Source organism: Bradyrhizobium sp. WSM4872 (assembly GCF_055811715.1).
In genome coordinates, this window is sequence record NZ_JBVVPT010000008.1 from 193,881 (window position 1) to 208,140 (window position 14,260).

At 64.5% G+C, this 14,260-nt stretch carries 11 protein-coding genes; 6 read left to right on the top strand and 5 right to left on the bottom strand.

Annotated features, from left to right (window positions below; all coding sequences use genetic code 11):
• Positions 1-105: 105 nt before the first annotated feature.
• Together glgA and glgC are read right to left on the bottom strand one after the other, a co-directional pair.
• Positions 106-1,560 carry a glycogen synthase GlgA gene (gene glgA, locus AC0L3C_RS14180; RefSeq protein WP_473408267.1) on the bottom strand — a complete coding sequence of 485 codons (1,455 nt, stop codon included), beginning with the start codon at positions 1,558-1,560 and terminating at the stop codon, positions 106-108.
• Complete coding sequence (glgC, locus tag AC0L3C_RS14185) at positions 1,557-2,819, bottom strand: glucose-1-phosphate adenylyltransferase (protein ID WP_007613273.1); 1,263 nt, start codon at positions 2,817-2,819, stop codon at positions 1,557-1,559. Before glgC ends, glgA begins: the two co-directional genes overlap by 4 nt.
• Positions 2,820-3,154: 335 nt before the next feature.
• On the opposite strand from glgC, the gene AC0L3C_RS14190 reads away from it, so the two are divergent.
• On the top strand, positions 3,155-3,592 hold the full coding sequence (locus tag AC0L3C_RS14190; protein ID WP_473260450.1) for a hypothetical protein: 438 nt from the start codon (positions 3,155-3,157) through the stop codon (positions 3,590-3,592).
• Between the two features lie 204 nt (positions 3,593-3,796).
• Here the strand turns inward: AC0L3C_RS14190 and AC0L3C_RS14195 are convergent, their stop codons facing one another.
• Positions 3,797-3,976 carry a hypothetical protein gene (locus tag AC0L3C_RS14195; RefSeq protein WP_473260448.1) on the bottom strand — a complete coding sequence of 60 codons (180 nt, stop codon included), beginning with the start codon at positions 3,974-3,976 and terminating at the stop codon, positions 3,797-3,799.
• A gap of 202 nt (positions 3,977-4,178) precedes the next feature.
• On the opposite strand from AC0L3C_RS14195, the gene AC0L3C_RS14200 reads away from it, so the two are divergent.
• The gene (locus AC0L3C_RS14200) at positions 4,179-7,250 is read left to right on the top strand and encodes an ATP-binding protein (protein ID WP_473408268.1); all 3,072 of its coding nucleotides are present in this window, start codon (positions 4,179-4,181) and stop codon (positions 7,248-7,250) included.
• 8 nt (positions 7,251-7,258) lie between these two features.
• Here AC0L3C_RS14200 and AC0L3C_RS14205 read toward each other — a convergent pair whose 3' ends face one another.
• Both AC0L3C_RS14205 and AC0L3C_RS14210 read right to left on the bottom strand, forming a co-directional pair.
• Positions 7,259-8,353 carry a catalase family protein gene (locus tag AC0L3C_RS14205; RefSeq protein WP_473408269.1) on the bottom strand — a complete coding sequence of 365 codons (1,095 nt, stop codon included), beginning with the start codon at positions 8,351-8,353 and terminating at the stop codon, positions 7,259-7,261.
• Between the two features lie 381 nt (positions 8,354-8,734).
• Positions 8,735-9,715, bottom strand: a complete 981-nt coding sequence (locus tag AC0L3C_RS14210) for an ABC transporter substrate-binding protein (protein WP_473408270.1) — start codon at positions 9,713-9,715, stop codon at positions 8,735-8,737.
• A gap of 476 nt (positions 9,716-10,191) precedes the next feature.
• Here AC0L3C_RS14210 and AC0L3C_RS14215 point away from each other — a divergent pair, with 476 nt between their 5' ends.
• The 4 genes from AC0L3C_RS14215 to AC0L3C_RS14230 are packed head-to-tail and all read left to right on the top strand — an operon-like array spanning position 10,192 to position 14,255.
• Positions 10,192-11,295, top strand: a complete 1,104-nt coding sequence (locus AC0L3C_RS14215; RefSeq protein ID WP_473408271.1) for an ABC transporter substrate-binding protein — start codon at positions 10,192-10,194, stop codon at positions 11,293-11,295.
• A complete protein-coding gene (locus tag AC0L3C_RS14220) occupies positions 11,273-12,295 on the top strand; it encodes an ABC transporter permease (protein ID WP_473408272.1) in 1,023 nt (340 codons plus the stop codon). Before AC0L3C_RS14215 ends, AC0L3C_RS14220 begins: the two co-directional genes overlap by 23 nt.
• Positions 12,289-13,089, top strand: coding sequence for an ABC transporter ATP-binding protein (locus AC0L3C_RS14225; RefSeq protein ID WP_354208911.1), 801 nt, complete (start codon positions 12,289-12,291; stop codon positions 13,087-13,089). The genes AC0L3C_RS14220 and AC0L3C_RS14225 overlap by 7 nt, the downstream gene beginning before the upstream one ends.
• On the top strand, positions 13,083-14,255 hold the full coding sequence (locus AC0L3C_RS14230) for an acyl-CoA dehydrogenase family protein (RefSeq protein WP_473408273.1): 1,173 nt from the start codon (positions 13,083-13,085) through the stop codon (positions 14,253-14,255). Before AC0L3C_RS14225 ends, AC0L3C_RS14230 begins: the two co-directional genes overlap by 7 nt.
• Positions 14,256-14,260: the final 5 nt, after the last annotated feature.

The window sequence follows — 14,260 nt, forward strand, 5'->3', positions numbered from 1 at the left end:
AAAATCGCTGCCGCGTACTCCGCCCTCATCCTGAGGAGCTCGCGGAACGGGCGTCTCGAAGGATGGGCCCGCAGGAACGCTATTCAAAGCGACACGCCTGTCTCCTCAGGCACGCGCCGTCACGAGGCCGCGATAGAGCGCGGCATAGTCGCCGGCGCGGTTGCGCCAGGACACGTCGGTCGCAAGGCCGCTCAGTTGCAGCCGGCGCCAGGTCAGCTTGTCGTGAAAGGCGATGTTGGCCTTGCGCAGCGTGCCGGCGAGGGCATCCGCTGTCACGGGTGCGAACTTGAAGCCGGTGGCATCGTGGCCCGTTTTATCGGCCTCGCCGATATCGACGATGGTATCCTCGAGGCCGCCGACCCGCGAAACGATGGGCACGGCGCCGTAGCGCAGCGCGCAGAGCTGGGTCAGGCCGCATGGCTCGAACCGCGAGGGCACGATGAGCGCGTCCGAGCCGGCCTGGATCAGATGGGCCATGATCTCGTCATAGCCGATCACGACCCCGATGCGGCCGGGGTTCGCGCGCGCAACGGCCTGATAGCGATCCTGCAGATCGCGGTCGCCGCTGCCGAGCAGCGCGAGCTGCATGCCTTCGCGCAAAATGGTCGGAATCACTTCGAGCAGGAGATCGAGCCCCTTCTGCCACGACAGGCGGCTGATGACGCCGAGCAATGGCGCTTCGTCCGAGGAATCCAGATTGAACTGTTGCTGAAGCACCGCCTTGTTGGCGGCCCGGAACGTGAGGTCCTCCGCGCCGAAGCGGTAGGCGATGTGCGGATCTTCTTGCGGATTCCAAACGGATACATCGATGCCGTTGAGGATTCCGCTCAGCACGTTGGCGCGGGCGCGAAGCAGGCCGCCGAACCCCATGCCGCCCTCGTCGGTCTGGATCTCCTGCGCATAGGTCGGCGAGACCGTGGTGATGCGATCAGCGAATTGCAGGCCCGCCTTCAAAAAACTGATGCCGCCGAAATATTCGAGGTCGTTGACGCCGAAGGCGCGCCAGGGCAGGCCAATCGAACCGATCAGCTCGGGCGCGAACTTGCCCTGATAGGCCATGTTGTGGATGGTCATCACGGTGGCGGGCCGCGGCCGGTTGTCGTAGTGCAGATAGGCCGGCGCCAGCCCGGCCTGCCAGTCATGGGCATGCACCACGTCAGGCACGAAGGCGGGAACGAGGCCGTGGCCGATATCGGCAGCGATGCGCGACAGCGCGGCGAACCGCACGCCGTTGTCCGCCCAGTCGACGCCTTCGGGCGTCACGTAAGGGTTGCCAGGACGCGCGTAGAGATGCGGCACGTCGAGCACGAACAGATCGAGGCCGTCATGCGAGCCGGCGAGCAGACGCCCGGGTCCGCCGAAATAATCCGGCCAGCGCCGGATTTCGTCGGCTCCCCCCAGCACCCGCATCACGTCCGGATAGCCCGGCATCAGCGTACGCATCTCGACGCCATGCGCCTTCAGCGCGATCGGCAGCGCGCCCGCGACATCGGCGAGGCCGCCGGTCTTGACGATGGGATAGACCTCAGAGGCGACCGCGAGGACGCGAACAGGCGTCATGTATTGAGCCTGTCGAGCATCGGCTGGGTGATGAGCGAAATGCCCTGCTCGGTGGTGCGGAAGCGTCTTGCATCCAACTCGGGATCCTCGCCGACGACGAGCCCTTCCGGGATCTCGACGCCGCGATCGATCACGACGTTCTTCAGGCGCGCGCCGCGGCCGACATTGACGTAGGGCATGATCACGGCGTTCTCGACATTGGCGTAGGAGTTGACGCGCACGCCGGTGAACAGCAGCGAGCGCCGCAGCGAGGCGCCGGAAATGATGCAACCGCCCGAGACCAGCGAGCTCACGGCCTGGCCGCGCCGGCTCTCCTCGTCGTGGACGAATTTTGCCGGCGGTGTGATCTCCGAGTACGACCAGATCGGCCAGGCGCTGTCGAACAAATCGAGTTCGGGGACCACGTCGGTGAGGTCGATATTGGCGGCCCAATAGGCGTCGACCGTGCCGACGTCGCGCCAATAGGCGCGGGGGTCGCTGCCGGAGCGGACGCAGGAGGTCGAGTACTGGTGCGCCATGGCGCGGCCGTTCTTGACGAGGTAGGGGATGATGTCCTTGCCGAAATCGTGGTTGGAGTTCGGATCCTCGGCGTCGCGCTTGAGCTCCTCGAACAGGAATTTCGCGTCGAACACGTAGATGCCCATGCTGGCCAGCGAGACGTCCGGCTTGCCCGGCATCGGCGGCGGATCTTTCGGCTTTTCCAGGAATTCTTTGATCCAGCCGTTCTCGTCGATATGCATGATGCCGAAGCCGGAAGATTCCTGGCGCGGCATCTCCAGGCAGCCGACGGTAACGTCGGCGCCGCTGTCGACATGCTGGCGCAGCATCACCTCGTAATCCATTTTATAGATATGGTCGCCGGCGAGAACCACGATGAAGCGGCAGGCGTGGGATTCGATGATGTCGATGTTCTGGTAGACCGCATCGGCCGTGCCGACATACCACATGTTTTCGGAGACGCGCTGGCTCGCGGGGAGGATGTCGAAGCTCTCGTTGCGTTCGGGACGGAAGAAGTTCCAGCCCATCTGAAGGTGCCGGATCAGGCTGTGCGCCTTGTACTGGGTCGCGACTGCGATGCGACGGATGCCAGAGTTCACCGCGTTCGACAGCGCGAAATCGATGATGCGGGATTTTCCGCCGAAATAGACCGCGGGCTTGGCACGCCGGTCGGTCAGCTCCAGGAGCCGGCTGCCGCGTCCGCCGGCCAGGACGAACGCCAGCGCCTGACGGGCAAGCGGCTCGGGTCTCGCGGCACTCATGTCATTCTCCCACAACTCTGGCGCTCGCGAGAAGCCTCCCGGCCGCGCACATTTGGAACCGATAGTAACGGCACGAATAGTAAATCGGGAAGGTGGTTGTTGGTTGCGAATGCGCCGGAAGCTTAATGCTTTGCCGCGGTGATCGGGCCCCAGGCACCGTCTTGCCGGTGTCACACGCGGCGAGGTTGTCGAGCCCGTCGGATACCGGTTGATCAGAATGGAGGCATGTGTCTTGTGCGGTGCACGCAAAACTCGAGGCTTTGACCTCGCGCCAGGATGCCCGATGATGGCGCTGCGATCCATCTCCAAGCCAAACGTCAGAAAGGAGTAAGACGATGAGGGTCTGGAAAACGGCAGTTGCCGGTTCGCTCGCCGCAGCGGTGATGGCGGGGGGAATTCAGCAGGCGGCGGCGGCTCCGCTGCCCACCAATGTCGCAACCATGAAGGCCGCCGTTGGCGATGATGTCACGCAGGTGCACTGGCGCGGCCGAGGATTTGGATGGGGTCTCGGCGGCCTTGCCGCTGGCGCGATCATCGCAGGTGCCATCGCCAGCAGCGCGCCTTACGGCTATGGCTACTATGGCGGTGGGCCCTACTACGGCGGCTACGGATACCCGGGCTACGGCTATGGCTATGGTTATGCGCCGGCCTATTACGGCTATGGTCCGGCCTATGCCTATCCGCGCTACTATCGGCCTTACCGTCCGTATTTCGGCCCTCGTTACGGCTACTACCGGCCGTATTACCGGCACTATCACCGCGCGTATTGGTGATCGATCAAACGGGTGGACCCGCTCGCCGCAGGGCGACGACGCTGGAGGGGTTTGAGGGCCGCTGGACGCAAGCGGCCCGATCGGCTTGCGCGCGTTGAACCCGGTGATGCGGCACGACGAGCCGGCCATGCCCTCCCACGACAATCCCGATGCAGATCGCGACGATGATCGCGATCTCGATGCACCATTCGAGCGGTCCCGACCTCATGGCAGGGCGATGGTGTTGGCGAGGTCGGGCCCGGACAGGCCCGGGCCGCCGCACGCAAGATAGATGGCGAGGAGGAAGATGCGGCTGAGGACTGTGAGGCTCAATATGACCCTGACGTCGTAATGGCGAAGGGCAAAAGCGAGAGGCGGGATCGCCAAATGTCTTAAAATGCTCATGGCCAACTCCTTGCCAAATTTCAGGCATCGACTGCCTGTCGACGGAAATGACAGCGTGATGAAAAGGCCGTCCGACGCCTTGCCGGCGTCTCTGAAATGGACAGGCCAATGCTAGTGCCGGCGCAGGGCGCAGGTCTTTATCGCGTCCTTACATTTGGCTGAGCTTTCCCTTAAGGTGGGGGAGCATCCGGGGGTTGGAGCCGTGCGTACAGACGCGCTTGCCTTTGGTGAATTCCGCCTCGACCGGGCCAACGCGCTATTGTGGCGAGGCGGGGAGCGGATCGCGCTGGCGCCGAAGCCGTTCGAGGTTCTTTGCCATCTTGTCGGTCGGCCCGGTGAGCTCGTCACCAAGGAAGAGTTGCTCGACGCGGTCTGGTCCGATCTCCACGTCAGCGAGTCGAGCCTCGCGGTTGCCGTGAACGCGCTCCGCTCGGTGCTCGGCGACGACAGGCAATCGCCCAATTACATCGAGACCGTCACGCGGCGCGGCTATCGCTTCATCGCTTCGGTCGCGACCGCCGACTTGCCTGCGGCCGAGCGGGCGGCCGAGGAGGAGGCGGCGTCCGCCACGGAGCAGGTGGTCGATCGACGCCGGCACTGGAGGGTCGGGCGCAACGGGGCACTCGATACGCTGGACAAGGCGTTGCAACTCGCCCGTACCGGACAGCGTCAGGTCGTCTTCATCACCGGCGAGGCCGGGATCGGCAAGACCACCCTCTTGCAAATGACGCTCGACAGGATGAACCAGCAGGGACTGGGCGTGCTGCACTGTAGCTGCAACGAGTTGTTCGGCACCCATGAGGCCTTTCTTCCGCTGATCGGAGCCCTGAACGAGTGCTGCCGTCGAACCGATGGAGCATCGCTGCTGACGTCGATCCGCGAGCACGCGCCGACCTGGCTCGCACAAATGCCCGGATTCCTCGGCGAAGCAGACCGGGCCGCATTCCAGCGCGAGGTCTTTGGCGCAACCCGGGAGCGCATGCTGCGCGAATTTGCCGATCTCATGGAACATCTCGCCGTCAGCCGGCCATGGGTGATCATCCTGGAAGATCTGCACTGGAGCGACTTTGCCACCGTGGATGTGCTCTCCCGGCTGGCACGGCGGGATCGGAGGGCGGCAATCCTCGTGCTGGCCACCTACCGGCCGATGGAAGTCGCCGTCGGCGGACATCCCATCCGTGCGGTTCACCAGGACTTGCGGATTCATGGACACGCCACCGAGCTCGCGCTCGATCGACTGACCGGGACCGACGTCGAGCGCTATCTGTCCCTGCGCTTCAGCTCGGCCGATTTTGCCAAAGAGCTGGTCGAGCGTATCTTCGCGCGAACCGGCGGGCATCCTCTGTTCGTGTCGTCTCTGCTCGATCATCTCGTGGCGCAGGGCGCGCTTGTCGAGCACGAATTGGGCTGGCGGCTGGTCAGCGAAGACGCGGCCTCGCATGACAGCATGCCGGGCGATCTGGAAGGAATGATCAAGCAGCAGATCGATCACCTCACCGTGGACGAGCGCTGCCTGCTCGAGGTCGCCAGTGCGGCGGGAGCGGAGTTTTCCGCGCTCCATATCGCCGGTGCGCTCGACCGTCCCGTGCTGGATGTCGAGCAGATGTGCGAGGACCTGGCGCGGACCGATCGCATTATCGTCGTGGCCGGCATGACCGAGTGGCCGAACGGAGGCGTCTCCGGTCGCTATACGTTCCGGCACGCGCTTTACCAGGAGCTCCTCTATCAGCGGCTTGCGCCGGCGCGCCGCACCAAAACCCATGTGCTGCTTGGGGCGGGGCTCGAGCAGGGCTATGGGCCGCAGGCTGCGGAGATCGCCGCCATTGTCGCGCGTCACTTCGAACTGGGCCGCGATTTCCCAAAAGCGATGCATTATCTGGGCGCGGCGGCCGAGGGCTCGGCGCGAAGGTTCAGCACGCGCGAGGCAGCCAATTACCTGTCCCGCGCTTTGGAACTGGTGCCGCATCTGCCGCCGGAGTTTCGGGTGACGACACGTCTGAAGTTGCTGCTTCAGCGCGCCTGGGCCTGGCGAGCCAGTGGAGATTTCCTGAATTCCCTGCAGGATCTCAACGCAGTCGTCGCGCACGCGGCGGAGAACGGGCACGTGCGCGAAGAGGTGAACGCACTGGTCGATCTCAGCAGATTTTGTCTCTACGTCGATCGACGCCAGAGCCTGCCTGTTGCGGAACAGGCTCTTGTCAAGAGTAGGGCGATCGACGACGCGGCATTCAGCGCTCTGGTGCAGGGGAACGTTGCCAATTTGAAGCTGATGCTCTGCGGCTGGGATCGCGAGAATGCGGATCTTGCCGAGCATGCGTCGGCGCTGATCACCGGAGAGCAGGATCTGAGCATGCGGCTGCGACGCTGCTCGATGGAGATGGTGCTGGAGTTCCTGCGCGCGAATTATCCGGCCTGCTGCGATGCGACGACCAGGGGAAAGGAGCTCGCCCGTCTGGTCGGTGACGTCTATCTGTTCGTGCTCTATGAATCGGTCGAGGCGTTTGCCCAGATTTATCTCGGTGAATGGGGGCGGGCGCAACGAAACGTCGTCTCCGCGTTGGCCATCTCGGAGCGGAATGCAAATCCGCAGGCCGTCGCGCTGTGTCATCTCACCATCGGATGGCTGTATTCCGAGGCGGAGGAATATGGCAGCGCGTCACGGCGTGCGGAGGATGCGCTCGGCCCGATGATCGAGGCCAATCCGTTCACCTTCTTCGTTGGCAGGAACCTGCTGGCGCGAGCTTATGTCAAGATGGGCGACCTCACTCGGGCGCGGCAGCATCTCGATGCGATGGAGCGGCGAATGGAGGTCGATCGGGTGCCGATGGAGTCGCTGGTCATCCCCCATTATTGGCTCACTTGCTGCGACTATTGGATCGCGACCGGCGATCTGGATCGCGCCCAGAGTTCGGCCAGCCAGTTTCACGAGGTGACGAGCGCGGCACCCGACCGGCCGTTTCTCGCGCTGTGCTACGAGGCCATGGCGAGAATTGCGATCCTGAAGCAGGAGACGCAACTCGCCGGCGCGCATTTGTCGACGGCCATTTCGATTCTCCGGCATACCAGGCTGCCGCACGCCGCCTGGCGCGTTTATCGCACGACAGCGGTGCTCTATGGGAGCCTCGGACAAGCGCAAAGGGCTGCCAAGTGGCGGGACCGCTCCAGCCAGGTGATCGCATCGCTGGCGGAGACGCTTGATCCCGGCGATCCGCTGCGCTCGGCGTCCTTTTTCGACGCAGGCCGGCACACCCGGCCCGATATTGCGGGACGGTGATCGTCGTCTCAAACCGGCAGGTCCGCGATCTCTCGCGGTTCTTCGGGCGGTTGCTTGACCATGCCTTGATTTTGCTGCTGCCGCAGCGTGCGGGAGGCACTGTAGGCATCCCTGCGCAATCGCATGATCGAGCCGAGCGGCTGATGCGCGGCCAGACATCGCCATGGATCGAACGAAAGCACCTCGTCGGAATAGACCCGACGTGCGGGGCTGTCGGCGGTCTGGCGCGGAAGCGTGATCTTGCCGAGTGCTTGCGGCGGCGCGACGTCCTCGGGCCAGTCGATCGAGGCATCTTCGATCGGTGTTCGCTCCAGGTCGGTGCAGAGCTGGGCAGATAATTCGTACTCGGCCGCATTGTCCTTGAAGAAGGCAACGACGCTGTTCAGCACGGCATCATCGGAATCGTGACAGGGCTGGCCGGTGAGTTGGCGAACCGAGGCCGAGATCGGCACCAGGCGAAGCCTTGCGATATAATCGCCAAACCGCAATGCTCCCTCTGTGTGAAAGGTTTCTCCGAGGATGTTGCTGCCGGCATCACCGAGCGCTTTCAAGACGATCGGGATCGGAATGCCTGTTCTGTCCGATGCGGCGACCAGCGCGCGCGCGAGAAAGCCTATGGGTACGTACGCCAGATCAGGCAGGAACAGGGTGCGCTCGACATGGTGCTGTGCGCGCATATAGGCCATCGCATCCGCGAAATAGCTGGGGTGATTGACGAGCAGAAGATCCTGGTTCGTCGTATCGTCGTCGCCGAGCGCCTTGGGCCCAGTCACACCCAGGACCTTGATGGCAAACCCCCGCGGCGAACGTACGCGATCGCTCCTGTTGAATGCGGTGGAGAGGCGGACGATGATCGGGAAGTGGCCAGCCTGCTTGAACAGGCCTTGGCGCAGATGATCCGGCAAATCGTCGTAGACGATCAGTTCGCCCCGGAGATAGCCGGCGCCCTTGGCGTGCTGCTGTCGGGTCCCGTGCTTGTCTTTGCGAAAAGTGAGATCGCTCGTTCGCGAAATCGAGGCAACGATCTCCTCGACGGCGGCCGCTTCCTCGGGCCGGATGTGTTCGACGGACGGATCGTAACGAAGATACTGATCGGCTGACATGGCGCTGGTCTCCAGCCCGAAGGTCGCCTTCCCATTGCAAGCGTCGACGGCCGCAGGGCGGATCACTGTAAGCCCGTCCAGTCGCGATCGGCAACCCGAGAGCGAGTTGTGATTGCCTGGACAAGCCGCGGGATGAGGCATCCTGTTACCGACGCGATCACACGGTCGATGCTAGGCCAGCGGCGTCTCGGAAGTCCTTATGGGCTCCTTATGTTGTCCTGATGTTTTCCTTAAGGCCGGGGCGGGGAGCGGAGACGCTGGACGGCGTCTAAAGCGATAGCCACACGATCAGGCTCATGCAGGCGAAATGCGCGAGCACGATCGCGGCGAGATGCAGCGGGCCGGCCTTGAGGCGCAGCGCGCGCATCCCGCCGCCTCCGCTTAGTTCGATCCCGCGGCCGCAGCGGTGAAGCTGCGATCGACGGCTTTGCTGACGTCGAGCTTCTTCGGCAGGATGCCGTAGCGCGTCGAGCGGTCGGAGGCTTCCTGCACCTCCTTCACGACGTTCTCGTCGATCGGAATCGGGCTGGTGCGTTGCGCGGTGTAGGCCGAGAGCAGCACGTCCTCCGGCAGCTTGGTCAGCTCGGACGTGCTCTTGGCATATTCGCCGAGATGATCCAGCGACCACAGCCGCGCCTTGTTCAGCCGCTGCACGAGGTCCTGCACCGCCGCGCGCTTGCTGGCGATGGCCCTGTCGGAGGCGACGATGAAGGTGACGGTCGGCGTCAGGCCTTCGCCGTTGGCGATCACGCGGGCTTTGTCCTTGAGCGTCGCGAAGGAGACGTAGGGCTCCCACACCGCCCAAGCGTCGATCGAGCCTGCGACCAATGCGATTTTGGCGTCGACCGGGCCGAGCGGCGCGAACGTCGCATCCTCCAGCTTGATGTTGGCCTTCTCCAGCGTGGCGTCGATCAGGAACTGGCCCCAGCCGCCGCGCGTGCCGGCGAGGCGTTTTCCCTTGAGATCGGCCGGCGATTTGATCGGCGAATCCTGGCGCACGAGAATGGCTTGCGTCTTGGCATCCGACCTGGTGCCGCCGATCGCCTTGATCGGCGCGCCGGCCGCGTAAACGGAAAGGAACGAGAGGTCGCCGGTATAGCCGACGTCGAGCGCGCCGGCGTTGAGCGCTTCGAGGATCGGCGCGGCCGCGGGAAATTCCGACCACTCGATTTTGTAAGGCAGATCCTTCGCGTAGCCGGAGATATCGAGCAGCGAACGATTGCCGCCCTTCTGGTCGCCGACCCGCAGCACGATTGCATCGGCTGCGAACGACGCCGCGGCCGTCGACAGGGTGATGGCGGCGGCAAGCAGCGACGCCGCGAGCCGGCGCGTGATGGAATGATCGAGGGAGTTGATGCTCATGTGGCCTGTCTTGTTGCTTTGCCCACGACGCGTGAGCGAACGATGCAGCGAGACGATCAAGTCTATGGTTGCGCGATGCGCGGTCAATGAAATGGCTAACCGTATTGCGCGCGCGATCCGGAAGGACGTTTCAACGAGGCGCTGATTTCGAGCACGTGCGGTATGCGCCACCGATGCTGCGCAAAAATGAAGCAGGAGAGGGAGTGGCCTCGCGCTCTGTCAATCGATCCATCGACGGAAATCCTTTCATCGTCCTTGCACGCACCGATGGAGAGAATGACCTCGCTTCGCGCCACATTCGAAATTCCATTTCATTGACGATACGGCGAACACGCCGCATGATTTGCGCATCGCATCAAGGCGCCGCAGCAGGCGTCGGCGAAAAGATTTTCTCTCGACGCAGCTCCGCACGGAACAGGCGCAACACAAGCTGTTGTGCCGATGGCGGAGCCGTGCCAGCGCAGGAGTGGAGACGGATGAACGACGACGATAAGCGCGACGGATCGAGGCTCGACCGTCGCCATTTGCTCCAGGCGGGGTTAGCTGCGGCATTCGCCGCGCCGCTCGGTGCCTTCGGTGCGGCACAGGCCTTTGCGCCGCGGGGCATCGCGCCCGGCGTCGATCTCTCGGAGTTTCCGCTGTGCCGGACGGCGTCGGATGCGCCCGTGCTCACCGGCGCGCCGCGCAAGCTCAAGCTGTCCTGGAACGCGGGCGCGGTGTGTCTCGCTCCGGTGCCGGCCGCCATCGAGCACGGCTTCTTCCAGAAGCACAATCTCGATATCGAACTCATCAACTATTCCGGTTCCACCGACCAGCTGCTCGAGGCCATCGCAACCGGCAAGAGCGACGCCGGGCTCGGCATGGCGTTGCGCTGGCTGAAGCCGCTGGAGCAGGGCTTTGACGTCAAGATTGCCGCCGGCACCCATGGCGGCTGCATGCGGGTCCTGACCCGCGCCGATTCCAGCGTGAGCAAGCTCGCCGATCTCAAGGGCAAGATCGTCGCGGTCGGCGATCTCGGCGGTCCCGACAAGAATTTCTTCTCCATTCAGCTCGCCAAACTCGGTATTGATCCGAACAAGGATGTCGACTGGCGCGCATATCCCGGCAACCTTCTCAACGTCGCTGTCGAGAAGGGCGAGGTGCAGGCATTCCTGTCGTCCGACCCGCTGGGTTATCTCTGGCTCAAGGACAGCCAGTACAAGGAGGTCGCCTCCAATCTCGATGGCGAATATCGCGACAAGAGCTGCTGCATCCTCGGCCTGCGCGGCAGCCTGGTGCGCGAGGAGCCGCAGGTCGCGCGTGCCCTGACGCAGGCGCTGCTCGATGCCGCGATGTTCACCGCGCAAAATCCATCCGTGACGGCGAAGTCGTTCCAGCCTTACGCGCCGAAGACCGCATCGCTCGCGGATATCGAGGGCATGGTGCGCTACCACACCCACCATCATCATCCCGTCGGCGAAGTCCTGAAGCGCGAGCTCAAGGCCTATGCCGACGATCTCAAGAGCGTGCAGGTGTTCAAACGGAGCACCGACACGGCCAGATTCGCGGAGCGCATCTATGTCGACGTATTCGCTGTCTGACGGCCTAGCTTCCGGCGCGCCGCGTCTCTCGCAGTCGCCGTGGCTCGCGAGCTGGATCCGGGACTCCGGTGTCGGCATTCTCGCTAGTATGGCGTGGATTGCCTTCGGCTTGTCCTGCCTGTGGTGGGAGGACGTCGGCGACTGGTCGCGGACCCACTCGCTCGGCATCGCCGCGTTTGTCATCGCGGCCATCGCGCTGTTCGGGACTGTCGGCGCCGATTATCTCGGCTCGACGGGCCGGGCCTTGCGCCAGCGCGCGCCGTGGCTCGCCCTGCTCGGCGTTGTCCTGACCCTCTGGGAAGTCGCGACGGCGAAATTCGCATGGCTGCCACTGCCGTTCTTCCCGCCGCCGCAGTCGATCATCGAGGTCTACACCGACGACCTGCGAAAACTGCTCGACAGCGTGTTCGCCTCGGTCAAGCTCCAGCTCGGCGGTTATCTGATCGGCGCGACGGTCGGCTTCCTGACCGGCGTCTCGATCGGCTGGTCGCGTGCGGTCGGCTATTGGGTGCATCCGGTGCTGCGGTTCATCGGCCCGCTGCCGGCGACCGCCTGGCTGCCGATCGCCTTCTTCACCTTCCCGTCGAGTTGGAGCGCCTCGACCTTTCTGATCGCGCTGGCAACCGGCTTCCCGGTCACCGTGTTGACCTGGTCGGGTGTCGCGAGTGTGAGCAACGCCTATTACGACGTCGCGCGGACGCTTGGGGCAAAACCGTCCTTCCTGGTGCTGAAGGTCGCGATCCCCGCGGCGTTGCCGCACGTTTTCGTCGGCCTGTTCATGGGGCTCGGCTCGTCCTTTGCCGTGCTCGTCGTCGCCGAGATGATCGGCGTCAAGGCCGGGCTCGGCTGGTACCTGCAATGGGCGCAGGGCTGGGCCGCCTACGCCAACATGTATGCGGCGCTGATCGTGATGTCATTGCTCTGCTCCGGCGCGATCACGCTGCTGTTTGCGATCCGCGATCGCCTGCTGGTCTGGCAGAAGGGGACCGTCAAATGGTAGCCGCAACTGCACTGGCTGAAATCGACGCTCACCTGGCCGCCGGTGCCGCTCTCGACATCGAGCAGGTCAGCCACGCCTTCGACATCGACGGCGCCGAGCTGCCGGTGCTCAGCGACGTCAGCATCTCCGTCGAGCCGGGCGAATTCGTTGCGCTGCTCGGCCCCTCCGGCTGCGGCAAGTCCACGCTGCTGCGCCTCGTCGCAGGCCTCGACAAGCCCAGGTCCGGAACGCTGCGCGAGGACGAGGCGCGCATCACGCGACCGCACCCGTCGCGCGTCGTCGTGTTCCAGGACCCGACATTGTTTCCCTGGCGCACGGTCTGGGACAACGTCGCGCTTGGGCTGGAGGCGCAGGGCATTTTGAAGAGCCAGCGTCACCGCGTCGATGCCGCGCTTGATCTCGTAGGGCTATCGTCCTTCCGCAATGCCTATCCGCACCAGCTCTCGGGCGGCATGGCGCAGCGCGTCGCGCTCGCCCGTGCGCTGGTCAATGATCCAAAAATCCTCATCCTCGACGAGCCGCTGGGCAAGCTCGACTCGCTGACCCGCATCACCATGCAGGCCGAGCTGGTCTCGCTGTGGCAGCGCAAGGGTTTTACCACGCTGCTGGTGACGCATGACGCAGAGGAGGCGCTGGTGCTCGCCAACCGCGTCATCGTGTTCAGCGACCGCCCTGCGCGCGTGAAGGCCGATATCCGTGTCGACCGGCCCTATCCGCGCCATCGCGGTGATCCGTATCTGGCCGATTTGCGCCGCCAGATTCTTGGCCTGCTCGGATTGGACGCCACATGGTAACTTCGATCGCCAAGGGGCGCGCGGCGCATCACGAGCCCGACTACGTCGCACGTGCCGAGGCGCTGGCCGAGGCTTTCGCCGCCCGTGCGGCCGAATACGATCGCACCGGAAGCTTCCCGTTCGAGAATTTTCGCGAGCTGTCCGAGGCGGGTCTGCTGTCGCTGACGGTGCCTGCCGCCCATGGCGGCGCCGGGGCAGGCGCACGATACGCCGCCCGCGTCCTCGGCATCATCGGCAAGGCCGATCCGTCGACCGCGCTGGTGCTGTCGATGCACTACATCAACCATCTGGTGATGGCACGGAGCCCGACCTGGCCGGCAAGGCTGTCGCGCAAGCTTGCGCGCGAGAGTGTCGAAGGCCTTGCGCTCGTCAACGCGCTCCGCGTCGAGCCCGAACTGGGCTCGCCTGCGCGCGGCGGCCTGCCCGCGACCATTGCACGCCGGACCGAGACCGGCTGGCGGCTCTCGGGGCACAAGATTTATTCGACGGGATCGCCGATCCTGAAATGGTATCTGGTCTGGGCTCGGACGGACGAAGCCGAGCCGCGCGTCGGACAGTTCCTGGTGCCGGCGGGCCTGCCGGGCACGCGCATCGTCGAGACATGGGATCATCACGGCCTGCGCGCCAGCGGCAGCCACGACGTCATCTTCGACGACGTCGTGATCCCCCTCGATGCCGAGATCGACGTTCGCAAACCGGCGGACTGGCGCGTACCTGATGTCGCGCAGGCGACCGTCCACACGATTTTCGTCGCCGCGATCTATGACGGCGTTGCGCGGGCTGCACGCGACTGGCTGGTCGGGTTCCTGAAGCAGCGGGTGCCGGCCGGCCTGGGCGCGCCGCTTGCGACCTTGCCGCGCGCGCAGGAGATCCTTGGCGCGATCGAAGCTCGGCTTGCGGTGAATGCGCGGCTGATCGCATCCTTCGCTGGCGATTTCGATGACGGTGTCGAGCTTTCCGCGGCCGAGTCCAACGTCATCAAGTTGACCGTGACCAACAACGCCGTCGCCGCGGTTGAGGATGCCTTGTCGCTGACCGGCAATCACGGCCTGTCCCGCGCCAATCCGCTGGAGCGGCACTATCGCGATGTCCTCTGCGGCCGCGTGCACACGCCGCAGGACGATTCCACGCGCACCGGCCTCGGCCGTGCCGCATTGGGCCTCTAGCCTGC